The sequence below is a fragment of the Thauera sp. AutoDN2 genome, from assembly GCF_051280715.1.
Lineage (GTDB): Bacteria > Pseudomonadota > Gammaproteobacteria > Burkholderiales > Rhodocyclaceae > Thauera.
Genome location: NZ_JBNCAR010000001.1, coordinates 54,400 through 72,306, shown reverse-complemented (window position 1 = coordinate 72,306; position 17,907 = coordinate 54,400). Strand labels below are relative to the sequence as shown.

Here is a 17,907-nt window from a genome sequence, read left to right as displayed (position 1 = left end):
CATGTCGATGAGCCGAATGCGTGCGCTGCTGCTCTGCAGGCATACGCCACTGCTGATCCTCGGCCTGTTCGTGGCCTATGCGGCGGTGCTGCTGTGGAACGTGCTGGCGTCGCAGAGCGCGCTGCGCGAGGTGACCGAGCGGCGGCTGGTGGCCGACACCGAGCGGCGTGCTGCGGTGATCTCCGACTTCATCGATGAGCGCATCCGCAACGTGGCCCAGATCGCCTCGGTGCGGGAGATCGAGGATTACTTCGTCAACGCCGACCTCGGCATGTCGCCCCGCTATGGCCTGAATGCCAGTCTGGATGCGATCGACCGGCGACTAGCCGAGCAACTGCGCGAGGCGACGTTGCGTGACGTGCCGGTATTTCGCAGCCTGCGCCTGATCGAAGGCTCCGGCCGGGTGCTGGCCGCCGCGGGGGGCGCGCCGCAGCGGGCGCCCATACTCACGGACGTCGATGGGCCGCGACTGCGCATGGACTGTGGCAACCGATGTTTCGAGATCGTGGCGCCGGTGCTGTTCCGCGGTGCGCCGCGCGCGTTCCTGGTTGCAGTCGGCAGTCTCGATACGCTGGGTGCCTTGCTGATCGATGCGCGAGAGGGCAAGCGTGGGCCGGAGCAGGAGGCGGTGCGCTATGCCGAGCTGGTGCTTGGCGTTGGTGGCGCACCGCTGGCTTCGTCCGCGCCGGCGCTTGTGCTGTCACCCGGTTCGTTAGAGGCGCTCGCCGCCGCCGGAGCCGGCGCGGTGGTGCCCGCGACGATGCTTGCGGATACGCCAGGTCTTGCGCCCGACATGTTGCTGGTGCGTGCGCAGGTCCCGCACACCGACCTGTCCGTGCTTACCCTGATCGCGCGCGAGGATGCGCGCGGGCAGGTGATCTCGACGGCCGTGATCGGCATGATGATGGCTTTCCCGCTGGCGCTCGTGGCGCTATGGCTGGCCTTTCTACGCCAGCGCCGCCGGGCCGAGCGCCTGCGCTCGGACATCAGGACCGCTGTGCAGCACCGCTCCCGGCTCGAGGCCGACAATGCCGCGCTGGCCGCCGAGGTGGCGCGGCGCGAAGCGGCGGAGGCCCGCCTGAGCGAGCGTACCGCCGAGCTGACGCGCTCGAATGCCGAGTTGCGCCAGTTGGCGATGGTGTTCACCTACGCGCGCGAGGGTATTTCGATCACGGACGCGGACGGCACCATCCTCGAGGTCAATGACGCCTTCTGCCGCTTGTCGGGCTACGCGCGCGAGGAACTGCTCGGACAGAACCCGCGCATGCTGAAGTCGGGACGGCAGCGGCCCGAACATTACGCGCAGATGTGGCAGGCGCTGCGGGAGCACGGCCACTGGCACGGCGAAATCTGGAACCGGCGCAAGGATGGCAGCCTGTATGCGGAACTGCTGACCATCAGCGCCGTGCGCGATGACGACGGCCGCATCCAGTGTTACGTGGCCCTGTTCAGCGACATCACCGCGCAGAAGTCGCACCAGCAGCAACTCGAGCGCATCGCGCACTACGACGCGCTCACCGGTCTCGCCAATCGCAGCCTGCTCGCCGACCGGCTGCACCAGAGCATGGTGATGAGCTTGCGGCGCGGCACCCGGCTGGCCATCGTCTATCTCGACCTGGATGGCTTCAAGGCGGTCAATGACCGGCACGGGCACGACATGGGTGACCGCCTGCTGATGGGCGTATCCCAGCGCATGCATGCGGTGCTGCGAGAGGGCGACACGCTGGCCCGGCTCGGTGGTGACGAGTTCGTCGCCGTGCTCCAGGACATGCCGACGGTCGAGGCGTGCGTGCCCTTGCTCAACCGTTTGCTCGAGGCCGCGTCCACGCCCTGGGTGGAGGAGGACTGCGAACTGCGCGTCTCCGCCAGCCTGGGGGTCACCTTTTTCCCGCAGGCAGACCCCGTCGACGCGGACCAACTGCTGCGCCAGGCCGATCAGGCCATGTACCAGGCGAAGCTGCAGGGCAAGGACCGCTACTATCTGTTCGACGCCGAGCAGGACCGCGCCGTGCGTGACAGCCACGAGGGGCGTGAGCGTATCCGCCAGGCGCTTCAGGCGGGCGAGTTCGTGCTCTTCTACCAGCCCAAGGTGAACATGCGCTCCGGCGCGGTGCTGGGTCTCGAGGCCTTGATCCGCTGGCGTCACCCCGAGCGCGGTCTGCTGCCGCCGGCCGCCTTCCTGCCGCTGATCGAGGAGCATCCGCTCGCAGTCGCCGTGGGTGCCTGGGTGCTCGACAGCGCATTCGCGCAGGTGTCCTCCTGGCAGGCGCAAGGTCTGCGGCTTTCGGTGAGTGTGAACGTGAGCGCGCGCCAGCTGGAGCAGACGGATTTCGTCGCGGGCCTGCGCCAGCGCTTCGAAGCGTATCCCCACGTCCGCCCCGAGCAGATCGAGCTCGAGGTGCTCGAGAGCAGTGCCCTCGACGACATCGCGGAAGTGTCCAGCATCATGCACGCCTGCCAGAGCCTGGGGGTGCGCTTTGCGCTGGATGATTTCGGCACCGGGTACTGCTCCCTGACGTATCTGAAGAATCTGCCCGCCAACACGCTCAAGATCGACCGCAGCTTCGTGCGCGACATGCTGGACGACCCCGAGGATCTGGCGATTCTCGAGGGGGTGATCGGCCTCGCGGGCGCCTTCAGCCGGCAGACGGTCGCCGAGGGGGTCGAGACCGTTCTCCATGGTGAGCTGCTGCTGGATCTGGGCTGCGAGATCGCGCAGGGCTATGGCATCGCCCGTCCCATGGCGGCGGATGATGTTCCCGGCTGGGTGCGCGGCTGGCGCCCCGGTCCGTCCTGGCTGGACCGGCCGCGTGTCGAGTACGACGAGCTGCCGCGCATGTTCGCGATCGCCCATCATCGCGCCTGGGTGGCGCGCATCGAGGCTTACCTGCTGTCGCAGGCCGGGACGCTTGCGCCGCCCGCGACCGATGACCAGTGTGCGCTCGGGATGTGGCTCGAAGACGAGGGCAGGCTGCGCCACGGGAACGACCCTGCATTCGACGAGGCACTGGCGATGCACGACCGGGTGCACGAACTCGCGCACGAACTGATGAGCCGCAGGGCGACTGCGCCCATCCCCGACAACGATGCGGGCCTGCTTGCGTTGCGCGCCTTGCGCGACCACCTGATCGAGCGACTCGGCCGCCTGCGGTGATCGGTGCGCCGGATGCGACGGCTGTGCGGCACGCTCGCGCAGCTGCCTGCCGTCCATCTGCGCCGATCTGCTATCTTCGGGCCATGACTTCCATCATCTCGATCTCCGGTCTGTCCAAGACCTACGCCTCCGGCTTCGCTGCGCTCAAGGGTGTCGACCTCGACATCCGCCGCGGCGAGATCTTTGCGCTGCTCGGCCCCAATGGTGCGGGCAAGACCACGCTGATCAGCATCGTCTGCGGCCTGGTTAATCCGAGCGCGGGCAGCGTGCGCGTCGACGGCCACGACATCGTGCGCGACTACCGCGCAGCCCGTGCGCTGGTGGGCCTGGTGCCGCAGGAACTCACCACCGATGCCTTCGAGACGGTGTGGAACACGGTCAGCTTCTCGCGCGGGCTGTTCGGCAAGCCGCCCGACCCGGCCTATCTCGAGCAGCTGCTGAAGGATCTGTCGCTGTGGGCGAAGAAGGACGCCCGGCTGATGATGCTCTCGGGCGGCATGAAGCGCCGGGTGCTGATCGCCAAGGCGCTGTCGCACGAGCCGCGCATCCTCTTCCTCGACGAGCCCACCGCCGGCGTGGACGTGGAACTGCGCCGCGATATGTGGCAGCTCGTGCGCCGGCTGCGCGACAGCGGTGTCACCGTGATCCTGACCACGCACTATATCGAGGAGGCCGAGGAGATGGCCGACCGCATCGGCGTGATCGCGCGGGGCGAACTGATTCTGGTCGAGGACAAGGCCGCGCTGATGCGCAAGCTCGGTGGCAAGCAGCTTACGCTGCAGTTGGTGGCGCCGCTGCAGGAGGTTCCGCCCGCGCTCGCGCACTACGGGCTGACGCTGGGCAAGGGCGGCAGCACGCTCATTTACGCGTACGAGATGGCCAGGGGGGGCGAGGGCAGCAAGAGCGGTGAGGGCAGCGAGGGGGCCGGCGAGAGGGCTGGCGAGAGGGCGATCGCCGACCTGTTGCAGGATCTCGCCGCTGCCGGCATCGCCTTTGCCGACCTGCACACGACCCAGCGCTCGCTGGAGGAAATATTCGTCAGCCTGGTCAGCGAGCGCGAACCGGGCGGCGCAGGCGACCCGCGCAACAAGGACGCCGCGGGCACGCCCGCCAAGGAGGGCGCAAGATGAACTGGCACGCAGTCCGCGCGATCTATTTCTTCGAGATGGCGCGCACCAAGCGCACGCTTCTGCAGAGCGTGCTGGCCCCGGTGATCACCACCTCGCTGTACTTCGTCGTGTTCGGCGCGGCGATCGGCGCGCGCATTCCGGAGGTGGAAGGGGTGAGCTACGGGGCCTTCATCGTACCCGGCCTGATCATGCTCAACCTGCTCACCCAGAGCGTGTCGAACGCGTCCTTCGGCATCTTCTTTCCCAAGTTCTCGCGCACCATCTACGAGATCCTGTCGGCGCCGGTGTCGCACTTCGAGATCGTGCTGAGCTATGTGGGTGCGGCGGCCACGAAGGCGATCCTGCTCAGCCTCATCATCCTCGCCACCGCTACCTTCTTCGTGCCGCTGCGCATCGAGCACCCGCTGTGGATGATCGGTTTCCTGCTGCTCACCGCGCTCAGCTTCAGCCTGCTCGGCTTCATCCTCGGGATCTGGGCGGACAACTTTGAAAAGCTTCAGCTCGTGCCGCTGCTGATCATCACGCCGCTGACCTTCCTCGGTGGCAGCTTCTACTCGATCGACATGCTGCCGGAGGCCTGGCGCACGCTGTCGCTGTTCAATCCGGTGGTGTATCTGGTGAGCGGTTTCCGCTGGAGCTTCTATGGCACGGCCGATGTGGCGGTGGGGGTGAGCCTGGCGATGGCACTGCTGTTCCTCGCGGTGTTCGTGGCGGTGGCGACCTGGATGCTGAAGACAGGCTACCGGCTCAAGGCATGAGTGGTGGGTCGTCGAAGGTCATGGCGGAACCGGAGGGAAGGCGAACTTCCCGAAATGGTCTTTGTCATATTTTTCGAGTCGCTTCTGGCCGCATGCGCATTCGCATGTGCCAGCGTGACGTTCTTGACAGGGGAGCGCCCTCGACAGGAGACAAACTCCCCAGATTGGGGCAAAGTGTGCCCACGCTCCCTTCCGAGTACTGCATTGGCTGAAAACCCGGCATTCCGCGCCGCATGAACGATGCGACATAACTCTCTCAGCTTCCGGTTGTGGTTGACGATCGCGATCGCGGTCGTCCCGCTCCTGCTGTTCGCGCTGCTCGATTACCAGGAGCGGCGCGGGCAGGCGGTCACCGACATCCATGCCGAGATTGCGCACCGGATTGCGGACGCGAACCAGGAGATCCGCTCGGCCCACCGCGTGGTCGTGCTCGTTCTGGAGATCATGGCGCGCTCGGACGATCTGCGCGATGCGGACCCCGAGCGTTGCACCGGCATTGCGCGCCGGTTGCTGGGCTCGGTGCAGGGGTTCGCCAACATTGGCGCGGTGCGGCCCGATGGCAGCGTATTCTGCAGCGCCGAACCGGCTGCGGCGCCGATCAATGTTGCGGATCGGGCCTGGTTTCGCGCGGCGCTGGGCGGGCGTGGAATCTCCGCCGGGGAGTTCATCGTCGGGCGCGTCAGTGGCAAGCCGGGACTCGTGTTCGGGTATCCGCTCGCCACCGAGGCGGGTGAGGTACGTGCGGTGCTGTTTGCCTCGATCACGCTGGGCTGGTTCGAGCGCCTGATCCAGGGCTTCAATCTGCCGCGAGAGTGGGAGGCGAGCGTGATCAGCGCGACCGGGCATGTGCTCGCTCATCACCCCGATGTTTCGCGCTGGCGCGACCACGTCGTCCCGGCGGACGCGCTGGAACAGATGACACAGGTCATGCGGACGGAAACCGGGATCGCGCAGTTTGCCGGGCTCGACGGCACACGCCGTCTGTATGGCGTTGCAACGCCGGAGTTTGCGCCCGACTCGGGCTTTCTCACTATCGGCGCGCCGCTGGATCGCTCGCTGGACGCAGTTGACCACCGCTTCCAGCTTCATCTGTCGCTGATCGCCGGTCTGGCCCTCGTCTCGGCCCTGCTTGCGCGCTTCTACATCTACCGTCAGGTGGAGGTGTGGGCGCTGCGAGTGCGCGATGCCGTCGCCCGTATCGCGAGCGGCAGCCCTGGCACACGTGTGGGGTACGACACGGGGGTCAGCGAACTCGACGAACTGTCCGCAGGGGTGGACGGCATGGCCGTCGAGATCGAGAAGCGCGAGGGCGAACTGCGGCGGCTGTCGATGGTGATCGAGCAGAGTCCCGAGTCGATCGTGATCACCGACACCGATGCACAGATCCTCTACGTCAACGACGCCTTCCGGCGCACCACCGGCTATGCACATGATGAAGTCGTCGGTCGCAATCCGCGCGTGCTCAACACCGGACTCACGCCCAAGGCAACGTACGAAGACATGTGGTCCACGCTCGGACGCGGAGAGGTCTGGCGCGGCGAGTTCCATAATACGCGCAAGGACGGATCGACCTATCTGGAGCTCGCCACGATCGCGCCGATCAAGGATGCGGCCGGCGTCGTGACACACTACGTCGCGGTCAAGGAGGACATCACCCGGCGCAAGCAGTCCGAGGCGCTGCTGCACCGGCTTGCCTACTACGATGCCCTCACGGAGCTGCCCAACCGGGCGTTGCTGCACGACCGCATCGCCCAGGCGATTCGAAACAGTTCGCGCAAGGAAGCCTGGGGCATGCTGATGCTGGTCGACATCGATCGTTTCCGTCAGCTCAACGACACCCTGGGTCACGCTGCCGGCGATCAGCTCCTGCGCACCGTGGCCGCGCGTCTACGTGGCGGGGTGCGCGAAGAAGACACGGTCGCCCGCCATGGGGATGACGACTTCGCCGTGCTGATCGAGCAGATCGGCAGCACCGAGGCCGAGGCGCTTGCCCACGCCGAGCACGTCGCGCGCAAGCTGCAGCAGGCGCTCGAGGCGCCCTACGTGCTCGGTGACGATGAAGGCGAGCGCCACTTTGCAACGCTGAGTATCGGGATCAGCCTGTTCTTCGATGGCGACAGTTCGCTGGACACCCTGCTCAAGCAGGCCGAGGTGGCGCTGTACCGGGCGAAGCAGGACGGGCGCAACACCGTGCGCTTTTTCAGCCCGGAAATGCAGGCGGTGGTGGATGCGCACGCGCGCATGGAGGCACGGCTGCATGAGGCCCTTGCTGCGGAGGCTTTCCGCCTGTTCTTCCAGCCACTGGTGGACCGTCACGGGCGGGTGGTCGGTGCAGAGGCGCTGGTGCGCTGGCCGCTGGACGAAGCCGGGATGGTTTCGCCCGCAGAGTTCATCCCGCTCGCTGAAGACACCGGCCACATCATTCCGCTCGGGCTGTGGGTCTTGCGCACCGCCTGTGCCCAGCTGGCTGTGTGGCAGTCCGAAGCGCGCACGCATCCGCTCTGCATCTCCGTGAACGTGAGCGCCCGCCAGTTCCACCAGGCCGACTTCGTCGCCAGCGTGCGGGAAGTCGTCATGCGCGCCGGCATCGACCCCAGCCGGCTCAAGCTGGAGCTCACCGAGAGTGCCATCCTCGCCGACCTGGATGAGACGGTAATCCGCATGAACCAGCTGCGTTCGCTCGGCATCCAGTTCGCGCTGGACGACTTCGGCACCGGCTATTCCTCGCTGTCCTACCTGAAGCGTCTGCCCTTCGCCCAGCTGAAGATCGACCAGTCCTTCATTCGCGACATGGCACAGGACGAGGGCAGCGAGGCCATCGTACTCGCCGTCCTGTCGATGAGCCACGCCCTGGGGCTGGAAGTGGTGGCCGAAGGCGTGGAAACGCCAGCCCAGCGCGACTTCCTGCGCCAGCACGGCTGCGAGTTCTACCAGGGCTATCTGTTCGGCAAGCCGATGCCGATCGAAGCCTGGGGAGATTTCCTCGAGATGGCTTGAGCCGGGGGGTGGGGGCGAACCGACCGACCCCGCTTCCTGCGCCCCCTTATGCAGGAGGCCCACGGCGCTCAGCCGCCGGAGACGCGGTCCGTGATCAGCACGTCCGCGCTGGATTGCAGCAGGATGTGCTTGGAGACGCTGCCCAATAACATCTCCTCGAGCGCGCCACGCCCGCGCTTGCCCATCACGATCAGGTCGCAGTCCTGCTGCTGCTCCTCCTCCAGGATGCAGGTGCTGGCGTCGCCGTGCAGCACCAGGCGGCGGATGCGGTCGGTGGGAAAGCCGCCCGCATCGATCAGCGCGTTGAGCTGCTCGACCGCTTCGCGCTTCGCATTCACGCGCAGGGACGAGAGTTGCGCGTCCTCGACGCCCGCATAGCGCAGCTTGCCCTCGAACGGCACATCGAAGGCGTGCAGCAGCAAGATCTCGGCGCTTGGCGCCACGCCCTGGGCGATGCGGATCGCCTCCGCCGAGCGCTCGGAAAAATCCACCGGGACAAGCACGCGCCGATAAGGCTCGTGCGGGCTCTGCTTGACCACGAGCAAAGGGTGGCGGGTCTTGCGCAGCACCCGTTCGGTTGTCGAGCCGATGAGCATCTCGCGCAGGAAACCTGCACCGCGCGCGCCCATCACCACCAGGCTGGCGTCGATGGCGTCGGCGTGGGCAGCGATTTCTGTGAGGATCGGCCCGCTGCTGAGGCGGACCTCAGGGGGGATGCCTGTGCGTGCTGCGATGTCCGCAGCAAGCGCCTCGACGTCATCGCGCACGCTGTCGAGCAGGCGCCGCTCGATCTCGTCCGCCTCCTTGTCAAGCAGGTGGCGAAGGCTGTCGAGTGCGTTGATGTTCACCACATGCTGCAGGCAAAGCCGCGCCCCGGTTTCGGTGGCGATCATCGCTGCGCGCAGGGCGGCGTGGCGCGCGAGCGCGGACAGGTCGGTCGGGGCGAGCAGGGTATGCAGGGCAGTCATCTCGCGGCGCTCCTGGGGGCTGCGGAGGAGGCAGTCAGGGGGTTTCGGTTTCGGCCATGTTCAGGATGTCGGTGACGATGTCGTTCATGGTCACGATGCCGGCGAGCTCGTTGCCGTCGAGCACCAGCAGCCGGCGCAGACGCATGTTCACCATCATGCGGGCCGCATGGCGGACGCTCAGCTCGACCGGGATCGTCAGCGCGGGCTTGGCGCAGATGTCGTAGACGTTGATGAGGTCGATGTCGCCTTCCTCGGCCACGATGGTCTTGAGGATATTGGTGTAGGTGATGATGCCGAATGCGTCGTGCGCATCGCGGCGTTCGACCACCAGCGACTTGACGCCGCGGCTGCGCATCTTCTGCATGGCCTCGCGGATGCTCGCGAAGGGCGAAATGGTGGCAACGTTGCGCACCATGATTTCCTTGACCAGTTGCATCGTCGATGTCTCCTAGATGTCGTCGCGCAGACGATCCTCGAATTGGTGAATCTGACTCATGTCCATGCCGGCGATATGCTCGAGCGGAAGGGTGAAGATCACTCCCCGGCTGTTGTCGCGCAGCTCGAGCGCGTCGCGAAGCGCCTTGAGCACGGCCAGCGAGAGCTTCTTCTCGAGCACGAACACGAGCACCGACTGGCTACCCTCGTAGGTCAGGCCGAAGAAGGTCTTCTTCTCCCGCGCGCCGATGCCGCGCCCGCCCAGGATGGTCACGCCGCCTGCGCCGGCCGCGCGCGCGACCTCGATCGCCTGCTCCTCCAGATCCTCGGCGAGGATCGCTACCAGTACAGAGAACTTCATGCTGCCTCTCCTTTTCGCTTCAACCACTCCACCCCGATCGCGTAGAGCATGACGGTCACGATGGGGAAGATCGACGCGAACGCGATCAGGCCGAAGCCGTCGATCAGCACGTTGCGTCCCTCGATGTTGGTTGCCAGGCCGATGCCGAGCGCCGTCACCAGCGGCACCGTCACCTCGGAGGTGGTTACGCCGCCCAGGTCGAAGGCCAGCGGTACGATGTACTTGGGCGCGAACCAGGTCAGCGCAATCACCAGCGCGTAGCCACCCATGATGTAGTAGTGGATCGAGTCGCCGGTGATGATGCGATGTACGCCGACGGTGATGCCCACCGCGACGCCGAGCGCGACCAGGATGCGGATGCGGCTGGCGAGCAGACGTCCCTGGCCGGCTTCCTCGGCCTTCTCGCCGATGGCGATCAGCGCGGGCTCGGCCATGGTGGTGGCGAAGCCGATCGCGAAGGCGAACAGATACACGTAGAGCAGGGTGTCGAGCGCGATGAGCTGGGACGCCATGCTGCGCCCGATCGGGAACAGTCCGAGCTTGAGCCCGACCACGAAGGCGTACAGTCCAACGATGACGAGGATGAAGCCGCCGGTGACCTTCTGCAGGTGGGCGATGGGCTTGCGGATTGCTGCGTACTGGAAGAACAGGATCACCGCGATGATCGGCAGCACGTCGCCCAGCATGCCGAGCAGGTCGCCCAGAATGCGCATGAGATGCTGAAGCAGGGTGGCGGGGCCGGTGTCGGCCACGGCCGTGGCGAGTGCGACGGCGGGCGTGCCGGATTCCGGACCCATGCCGAAGCGATAGACCACGATGCCGTAGAGCTGCACCAGGACCATCGGTACCATCACCGCCAGCGCCACGAGGCCGAAGCCATGCGAGAGCGCATTGCGGCCGCGGATCGATACCGCCAGGCCAATGCCCAGCGCGGCGATCAGTGGCACGGTGACGATGTTGGTGGTGACGCCGCCCGAGTCGTAGGCCAGGCCAACGATCTCTGCCGGGGCGAAAAAGGTCACCGTGACCACCAGCAGATAGCCGATGATCATGTACCAGTGCAGCGAGTGGCCGAGGATCGTGCGCACCACGCCCAGCGCCACCACGGCGCCCACGGACAGGGCCACCAGCACGCGCAGCGTGAAGCCGTCGATCCGCCCGCCGCTGATGGATTCCGCCTGCGAGGCGACCGCGATCAGCGCCGGCTCGGCAATCACCGCGGCGAATCCAAGGCAGAAGCCGAAGACCATCAGCAGGAGCAAGGAGCCCTTCTTGGCGAACTCGTTCGACAGATTCTTCCCGATCGGGAAAATCCCGAGTTCCAGGCCCTGCAGGAACAGTGCGACGCCGATCGCGACGATCAGCAGCCCGCCCGCCATCGACAGCAAGCCGTCCGGCACTTCCCGGATCACTGCAAGCTGAAACACCGCGACCACGACGACGATCGGCATCAGGTTGCGAAATGCGTGCAGCAGGATGTGACTGAATTCCCGAAGCGGGTGCAAGGCTTGGTATCTCCGCGTAGGTGCTTGTTTGTTCGGGCGGGGGCGGGGTGGCTCGAAGTCTCGAGCGAAGCTTACCACCCCGCCGCGGATGTGCCGGTGCCCTGCTGCCTCAGGTGGGCAGCGTGTCGCGCCGCCAGGCCGCCTCGCCGAGCACGAAAGTGGCCGCGACCGCGCGGTCGTCGCCCAGCATCATCATTGTGAAGAGGCGCTCTTCCAGCGTGTTGCAGGCTGCGCTGCGGCGTGCGAGCAGGGGCGTGGCGCAGGGGTCGAGGACGACGAAATCCGCCTCCCTTCCAGGCGCGAAGTTGCCGATGCGGTCGTCCAGGTAGAGGCTGCGCGCCCCGCCCAGTGTGGCGAGGTGGAAAGCGGCCACCGCCGACAGCGACTGGCCGGCAAGCTGCAGCACCTTGTAGGCCTCGTTCAGGGTCTGCAACATCGAAAAGCTGGTGCCGCCGCCCACGTCCGTGCCCAGGCCCACCCGAATCCCGCGCTCGCGGGCGCGGGCGAGGTCGAACAGGCCCGAACCAAGAAAGAGGTTCGAGGTGGGGCAGAAGCTGATCGCGGTGCCGGTGTCGGCCATGCGCTGGCGATCGGTGTCGTCGAGCCAGATGCAGTGTGCGTAGAGGGCGCGCTTGCCGAGCAGGCCGTGGTGTGCGTAAACGTCGAGGTAGCTGCGTGCTTCGGGGTGGAGTCGGGCGACCCATTCGAGCTCGGCGCGGTTCTCGGCGACGTGGGACTGCAGCAGCACGCTTGGATGCTCGGCGAAGAGCTGGCCCGCGAGCGCCAGCTGCTCGGGCGTGGAGGTCGGCACGAAGCGCGGGGTGATCGCGTACAGCAGGCGGTCACGATCGTGCCAGCGCTCGATCAGGGCCTTTGATTCGGCGTAGCCGGAGGCCGCGGTGTCGCACAGGAAGTCCGGGCAGTTGCGGTCCATCAGCACCTTGCCGGTGATCATGCGCATTCGGCGCGCCTGTGCAGCCTCGAACAGCGCGTCCACGGAGCTCGCATGCACGGTGGCGAAGCTGCACGCGGTGGTGGTGCCGTTGCGCAGCAGCGTGTCGCAGAAGAAGCCCGCCACCTCGTCGGCATGGGCACGTTCCGCAAAACGGCGCTCGGCGGGGAAGGTGTACTTCTCCAGCCACTCGAGCAGCTGTTCGCCGTGGCTGGCGATGATGTCGGTCTGCGGGTAGTGGACGTGCGTGTCGATGAAGCCGGGCAGGATCAGCTTGCCGCGGTAGTCGGCCACCGGCGTGCCGCTGGGCAGATGCGGGAGCAGGTCCTGGGCCGGGCCGCACTCGGCGATGCGACCGCCAGTGAGGATCAACAGCCCGTCATTGAAATGAACGAGCGCGGCCGTATCGTGTGCCGGATCGGCCAGGAAATGGACGATCTCGCCGCGCACCGCGGTGAGGCGGGTTTCGCTCATGCGTTCTCGGGCTCGCGGCGGGCCGCGATCCGGGCCGCGAACGCGGTGGCCCAGGACGCGAATGCGTCCGGCGGCATCGGCCGCGCGAAGTGATAGCCTTGCGCTTCGTCGCATTGCAGGTTGCGCAACTGCGCGATCAGGCCCTCGTGCTCCACGCCTTCGGCGATCGTCTTCAGGCCGAGGTTGTGCGCCATCTGCACGATGGTGCGCACGAGCGTGGCGTTACTGGGCTCCTTGTCCATGCTGCGCACGAAGGACTGGTCGATCTTGAGCTTGTCGACCGCGAAGCGCTTGAGATAGGCGAGGCTGGAGTAGCCGGTACCGAAGTCGTCGATGGACAGCCGGACACCGAGTGCCTTGAGCTGGCGGACGGTCTCGAGCGCTGCGTCGGTGTCGCCGATGAGCAGGGATTCGGTGAGTTCGAGTTCGAGGCAGGCTGCGGGCAGTCCGGACTGGGCCAGCGCATTGCGGACCGTTTCGAGCAGGTCCGTGCGGTGGAACTGCACGGCCGAAAGGTTGACCGCAACCACCATCGGGGGCAGGCCCTGCTGCTGCCAGCGCACGGCCTCGCGGCAGGCTTCATGGAGCACCCACGCGCCGATCGGTACGATCAGCCCGCTGTCTTCGGCAAGCGGGATGAACAGTCCGGGCGGCGTCATCTGCTGGTCGGCGCGTTCCCAGCGCAACAGCGCCTCGGCGCCGATCAGCGCACCGGTCTCGAGGTCGATCTGGGGCTGGTAGTGCAGGCGCAGCTCGTTGCGCTCGATTGCGCCGCGCAGTTCGGCGAGCAGGGCGATGCGTTCGATCGCCTCGGCGTGCATCGCCTCGTCGAAGAAGCGGAACACGTTGCGCCCGGCCGCCTTGGCCTGGAACATCGCGGTGTCTGCTTTCTTGTACAGGGTGTCGAAGTCGGTGCCATCTTCGGGGAACAGTGCCAGACCGACCGAGACGGTGCTGCTCAGTTGATGTCCGTCGACATACACCGGCGCTGCCATCTGGCTCAGGATTTCCTCGGCGCGCGCGGCGACGCTGGCCTGGTCGGCGACATTGTCGAACAGGAGCAGGAACTCGTCGCCGCTGATGCGGCATAGACGGTCGCCTTCTCCGAGCAGGGTGTTCAGGCGCTGCGCGACCTCACGCAACAGGCTGTCCCCGACGACGTGCCCGAGGGTGTCGTTGATGTTCTTGAAGTTATCGAGGTCCACATAGGCGAGCGCAAACCGGCGCTGTGCGGCGAGCGTTCGTGCGGCCAGGGAGGCGAACTTCTCCTGGAACAGGAGCTTGTTTGGCAGCCCGGTGAGCGCATCGTGGTGTGCGAGGTAATCGATGCGCGCCATCGTGCGGTTGCGCTCGGTGATGTCGCGGATGAAGCAGAACAGGCGTGCTTCAACGATGTGGTTCAGGCACTGGATGCTGACCTCGATGTCGCGTTGCTCGCCATCCTTGCGCCGCAGCACGCTGTCGAAGCGGGCCGCACCTTCGCGCTCGACATGCTCGATGGTGCGGTGCACCGCCTGCGTATCCATTGCGGCCTCGATGTCCTGGATCGACAGGCCGAGCAACTCTTCACGTGTGTAGCCGGTGAGCGTGCAGCAGGCGTCGTTGACCTCCAGGATGCGCGCCGTGGCGTCGATGAGCACGAAGGCGTCCATCGAGGTGCGGATCATGATGCCGTAGCGCTCTTCGGCCAGGCGGTGCTCGGTGACGTCGGAGGCGATGCCACCCGCGCCGACGACTGCGCCGCTCGGGTCCAGCAGCGGGAAGTGGCTGGTCTCGAAGAAGCGGGTGTCGATGCCGCTGCCGAGACGCTCGGATAGCAGCATCGGCGCTCCTCCTTCGAGCGTCCGCCGGTTGTTACGGTCGAGTTCTGTGGCCGTCTCGGCGGGCCACAGGTCGAAGGGCGTCCTGCCGAGGATGTCGCACTTCGGCCGCCCTGCAAGACGCTCGAAGGCTGCATTTGCGAGGGTATAGCGGCCCGTGCGGTCGATCAGGTAGATCACCGCGGGCGAGTTGTCCAGGAAGGCGGTGTTGAGCGATTCGCTTTCACGCAGCGCGCGCGTACGCTCGGCGACCCTGGCCTCGAGCTGGCTTTCGTTCTGTTTGAGGCTGCGGAACAGCAGATCGAACGGAGCGACGATGCCGGTGACCAGCATTGCCCGGTACAGGAAGTAGGTCGACACCAGCAGCAGGTAGTGCCCGACCTCGTTGGCGTAGTCGAAGACGCCCACGTACTGCGTGAAGGCGACCTCGGTCAGCGCGCCGAAGACGACCGCGGCCGCAATCAGCTGCAGCACTTGGGGCGTGAAGTGATCGCGTCGCGCGAACAGGATCGCCAGGCTCAGGCCGAAGAGTCCGATGAGCGCGAACTCGCTGTAGATCTTGAACGGAGTCAGCCCGCTGCCTTCGATGTAGCAGTCGGGAAAGTAGCCGCCAAAGACCGCAGCGGTGATCGCAACGGTGATGAACCCGTAGCCGAGCACCAGGCGGTGCGGCGAGTGGCTGCGCCCGATCGACAGTGCGGCGAACAGGAAGGAGGTGGCTTCCAGGTAGCGGAAGGCGATCCAGAGCTGCGTGGGCAGGTTGGCGTCGTGCCCCGGGAACAGGTTCAATCCCTTGTAAGACAGGGTGTGCAGCAGTTCCAGTCCGGCCACGAAGATCGTGCCGGTGCCGATGATGAGCAGGAAATTGTTTGCACTCCAGCGGCGGGAGTGCCAGGCCAGCACGAAGATGCCCCCGAGCACGACGATGCGCAGGGTCTCGACCAGGGTGTGGAACAGCAGGAAGCTGTAGGCCGCGGTGAGATGCAGCAGGCCGATGACCGCAGCCAGCCCGAGCATCTGGGCGGGGCTGAGCAGGGGTGTGGCCGCTTGGGGCGCGCTGCGATCGAGAATGACGGTGTGCATGCTGAAGTTCGGAGGGCGATCCGCCGGGGGTGTTGCGGCCCGGCACGTTTCCTCCAGTCCTTGCCGTAATTGTGCCGGATTTATACCTGATCGAAGAAGGGTTATTTCACGCTCCGGTGCGGATGGCCCCGTGTTATACCGGGCCTAGGGGCGCCTGGTGCCCGATTGCTCTTCAGCCCGGAGCGGCGCCGGGCGGCGCGGCGACCGAAAGCCGGTTGCGTCCCGCATGCTTGGCGTCATAGAGCGCGGCATCGGCGCGGGCGACCAGCCGCTTCCTCGGTTCGTCGGCGGCAAAGGTGGCGAGTCCGAGTGAAAGCGTCAGCCCGCCAAACGTGGCGTCGCGATATTCGCTCACCTTCAGCCGGATGCGTTCTGCAAGCTCTGTGGCCGGCTGGAGGGGGCAGTCCTCGAGCACGATCATGAACTCCTCGCCACCCCAGCGGATGACCGCGTCGCGGCCGCGGACCGACTGGCGCAAAATGCGCCCGACCTCCTCCAGGGCGCGATCTCCGGCGGGGTGTCCGTAGCGGTCGTTGATCTGCTTGAAGTGGTCGATGTCGGCGAGGATCAGGGACAGCGGGTGGCCGAGCGCCTCCGCCCGTTCCAGGGCGTCGTCGAGCCGCTGGTCTCCGTAGCGACGGTTGTACAGGCCGGTCAGCGCATCCCGTGTGGCGGCCTCCAGCAGGGCCTCCTCCCGGTCCACCTGGTCGGTGACGTCCCGGCTGACGCACACGTAGTGGGTGGTCTGGCCGTCCTCGTCGACAATGGGCGAGATGCTCTGGTCGGCGTGGTAGAGCGATCCGTCGCGCCGACGGTTGATGAAGGTGGCGCGGAAGTCCCGCCCGCTCGCAAGCGCCCTGCGGAGAGCCGTATAGAACTCCGGATCGTGCCGGCCGGAGCGAAGCAGGGAGGGGGTGCTGCCGATCAAATCCTCGGCTGGATAGCCGGTGGTCTTCGAGAATGCGGCGTTGGCGAAGAGGATCCGCTCCTGCGCGTCGGTCACCATGATCGGGTCGCCAGAAGCATCCAGCGCGCGGGCGAGCAGGCGGTTTTCGCGGCTGGCGCGTACGTAGGCGGAGATGTCTTCCTGCACCGAGACGAAATGGGTGATGACGCCGTCTGTGTCGCGGATCGGGGTGATATTCCAGTGCACGACGTAGGTCGTGCCGTCCTTGCGATAGTTGATCGCGGTGCCCTCGAAGAAGCGTCCCTCCGTCAGGCAGGCGCGCAGTTCCTCGATCACTGCAGGGTCGGTTTCCGGGCCTTGCAGCACCTTCAGCGAGCAGCCCTTGAGCTCGTCCAGGGTGTAGCCGGTCATCTTGCAGAATGCCGGATTCGCAATCAGCACCGGACAGCCTGCCGCGAGGTCCGCGCTGGTAATCACGATCGCGTTCCAGGACTGCATGACCGCGGCGTGGAACAGGTTCGAGTCGGGAGTGCTCATGGTCCGCCGTGCGCTACAGATTGTCCGATTCTAGTGTGCCTGCTGCCGTGGCCCGCAGCTTTCGGGATGCGATCGTGGCGGACTTCACGCCCGCTACGTGGGTTGGCATTGAAGCGCTTGCGGCGTGCTTGCCGGCGTAGCTTCTTGGACCGATCATCCCGCTATGCCGGGCTGACCGATGCCAGCCGTTCTCAAGGAAGGAAGATGAAGCTCTACGTTTCGCCGCGAGCGCCCAATCCGCGCCGTGTTCAGATGTTCATTGCCGAGAAGGGTATTCGTAGCATTCAGGAGGTGGTGGTCGAGATCGCTCGCGACGAGCACCGCAGCTCCAACTACCGTGCCAAGAGCCCGCTCGCCAAGGTGCCGGTGCTCGAACTGGACGACGGCCGCTACCTGGGCGAGACGCGGGCGATCTGCAGCTACCTCGAGGGCCTGTACCCCGAGCCGAACCTGATGGGCGAGACCTTCGAGGAGCGTGCCTTCATCGAAATGACCGACCGCCGCATGGAGTTGTACCTGTTCGGCACGATTGCCAACTGCATCCGCCACACCCATCCCGGGCTGGCGCCGCTGGAGCAGCCGCAGTTTCCGGCGTTCGGAGAATCGCAGGGGGAAAAGATGCGTGAGGTGGCCCGCTGGCTGGACGCTGAACTGGCCACGCGCCCTTTCGTGGCCGGGGAACGTTTCACCATTGCCGACATCACCGCGTTCTGCGCCATCGAGTTCGCGCGTGGGCTGATGAAGTTCCGGCCCGGTGCCGAGGGCCTGGCTAATCTGCAGGACTGGCGTGACCGTGTCGCGGAGCGGCCGAGCGCGCGGGTCTGAG

At 66.2% G+C, this 17,907-nt stretch carries 12 protein-coding genes; 5 read left to right on the top strand and 7 right to left on the bottom strand.

What is annotated here, in order from left to right; genetic code table 11:
- Nucleotide 1 precedes the first annotated feature (1 nt).
- From ACPT9U_RS00255 to ACPT9U_RS00240, 4 genes are all read left to right on the top strand, one after another.
- The gene (locus ACPT9U_RS00255) at nucleotides 2-3,154 is read left to right on the top strand and encodes an EAL domain-containing protein (RefSeq protein WP_435749516.1); all 3,153 of its coding nucleotides are present in this window, start codon (nucleotides 2-4) and stop codon (nucleotides 3,152-3,154) included.
- An 83-nt stretch (nucleotides 3,155-3,237) separates the two neighbouring features.
- On the top strand, nucleotides 3,238-4,284 hold the full coding sequence (locus ACPT9U_RS00250) for an ABC transporter ATP-binding protein (RefSeq protein WP_435749515.1): 1,047 nt from the start codon (nucleotides 3,238-3,240) through the stop codon (nucleotides 4,282-4,284).
- Entirely contained in the window at nucleotides 4,281-5,042 is a 762-nt protein-coding gene (locus tag ACPT9U_RS00245) for an ABC transporter permease (RefSeq protein ID WP_435749514.1), read from the top strand. The genes ACPT9U_RS00250 and ACPT9U_RS00245 overlap by 4 nt, the downstream gene beginning before the upstream one ends.
- Before the next feature lie 240 nt (nucleotides 5,043-5,282).
- A complete protein-coding gene (locus ACPT9U_RS00240; protein ID WP_435749513.1) occupies nucleotides 5,283-8,039 on the top strand; it encodes a bifunctional diguanylate cyclase/phosphodiesterase in 2,757 nt (918 codons plus the stop codon).
- A 68-nt stretch (nucleotides 8,040-8,107) separates the two neighbouring features.
- On the opposite strand, the gene ACPT9U_RS00235 is transcribed toward ACPT9U_RS00240, so the two are convergent.
- The 7 genes from ACPT9U_RS00235 to ACPT9U_RS00205 form a co-directional block, all read right to left on the bottom strand.
- The gene (locus tag ACPT9U_RS00235; protein ID WP_435749512.1) at nucleotides 8,108-9,007 is read right to left on the bottom strand and encodes a universal stress protein; all 900 of its coding nucleotides are present in this window, start codon (nucleotides 9,005-9,007) and stop codon (nucleotides 8,108-8,110) included.
- 34 nt (nucleotides 9,008-9,041) lie between these two features.
- On the bottom strand, nucleotides 9,042-9,443 hold the full coding sequence (locus tag ACPT9U_RS00230; protein WP_418363449.1) for a CBS domain-containing protein: 402 nt from the start codon (nucleotides 9,441-9,443) through the stop codon (nucleotides 9,042-9,044).
- Nucleotides 9,444-9,455: 12 nt separating this feature from the next.
- Nucleotides 9,456-9,803 carry a P-II family nitrogen regulator gene (locus ACPT9U_RS00225; protein ID WP_418363448.1) on the bottom strand — a complete coding sequence of 116 codons (348 nt, stop codon included), beginning with the start codon at nucleotides 9,801-9,803 and terminating at the stop codon, nucleotides 9,456-9,458.
- Complete coding sequence (locus ACPT9U_RS00220; RefSeq protein WP_435749511.1) at nucleotides 9,800-11,308, bottom strand: DUF1538 domain-containing protein; 1,509 nt, start codon at nucleotides 11,306-11,308, stop codon at nucleotides 9,800-9,802. The genes ACPT9U_RS00225 and ACPT9U_RS00220 overlap by 4 nt, the downstream gene beginning before the upstream one ends.
- Before the next feature lie 109 nt (nucleotides 11,309-11,417).
- Nucleotides 11,418-12,734, bottom strand: a complete 1,317-nt coding sequence (gene guaD / locus ACPT9U_RS00215; protein WP_435749510.1) for a guanine deaminase — start codon at nucleotides 12,732-12,734, stop codon at nucleotides 11,418-11,420.
- Entirely contained in the window at nucleotides 12,731-15,637 is a 2,907-nt protein-coding gene (locus tag ACPT9U_RS00210) for a bifunctional diguanylate cyclase/phosphodiesterase (RefSeq protein ID WP_435749509.1), read from the bottom strand. Before ACPT9U_RS00210 ends, guaD begins: the two co-directional genes overlap by 4 nt.
- Nucleotides 15,638-15,809: 172 nt before the next feature.
- Nucleotides 15,810-17,081, bottom strand: coding sequence for a sensor domain-containing diguanylate cyclase (locus ACPT9U_RS00205; protein ID WP_418363444.1), 1,272 nt, complete (start codon nucleotides 17,079-17,081; stop codon nucleotides 15,810-15,812).
- 204 nt (nucleotides 17,082-17,285) lie between these two features.
- On the opposite strand from ACPT9U_RS00205, the gene ACPT9U_RS00200 reads away from it, so the two are divergent.
- The gene (locus tag ACPT9U_RS00200; RefSeq protein ID WP_418363443.1) at nucleotides 17,286-17,906 is read left to right on the top strand and encodes a glutathione S-transferase family protein; all 621 of its coding nucleotides are present in this window, start codon (nucleotides 17,286-17,288) and stop codon (nucleotides 17,904-17,906) included.
- Nucleotide 17,907 lies beyond the last annotated feature (1 nt).

Excerpts from the sequence above, each read along its gene's own strand:
- ACPT9U_RS00255 (WP_435749516.1), top strand. The coding sequence starts at position 2 with ATGTCGATGAGCCGAATGCGTGCGCTGCTGCTCTGCAGGCATACGCCA.
- ACPT9U_RS00250 (WP_435749515.1), top strand. The coding sequence starts at position 3,238 with ATGACTTCCATCATCTCGATCTCCGGTCTGTCCAAGACCTACGCCTCC.
- ACPT9U_RS00245 (WP_435749514.1), top strand. The coding sequence starts at position 4,281 with ATGAACTGGCACGCAGTCCGCGCGATCTATTTCTTCGAGATGGCGCGC.
- ACPT9U_RS00240 (WP_435749513.1), top strand. The coding sequence starts at position 5,283 with ATGCGACATAACTCTCTCAGCTTCCGGTTGTGGTTGACGATCGCGATC.
- ACPT9U_RS00235 (WP_435749512.1), bottom strand. The coding sequence starts at position 9,007 with ATGACTGCCCTGCATACCCTGCTCGCCCCGACCGACCTGTCCGCGCTC.
- ACPT9U_RS00230 (WP_418363449.1), bottom strand. The coding sequence starts at position 9,443 with ATGCAACTGGTCAAGGAAATCATGGTGCGCAACGTTGCCACCATTTCG.
- ACPT9U_RS00225 (WP_418363448.1), bottom strand. The coding sequence starts at position 9,803 with ATGAAGTTCTCTGTACTGGTAGCGATCCTCGCCGAGGATCTGGAGGAG.
- guaD (WP_435749510.1), bottom strand. The coding sequence starts at position 12,734 with ATGAGCGAAACCCGCCTCACCGCGGTGCGCGGCGAGATCGTCCATTTC.
- ACPT9U_RS00210 (WP_435749509.1), bottom strand. The coding sequence starts at position 15,637 with ATGCACACCGTCATTCTCGATCGCAGCGCGCCCCAAGCGGCCACACCC.
- ACPT9U_RS00205 (WP_418363444.1), bottom strand. The coding sequence starts at position 17,081 with ATGAGCACTCCCGACTCGAACCTGTTCCACGCCGCGGTCATGCAGTCC.
- ACPT9U_RS00200 (WP_418363443.1), top strand. The coding sequence starts at position 17,286 with ATGAAGCTCTACGTTTCGCCGCGAGCGCCCAATCCGCGCCGTGTTCAG.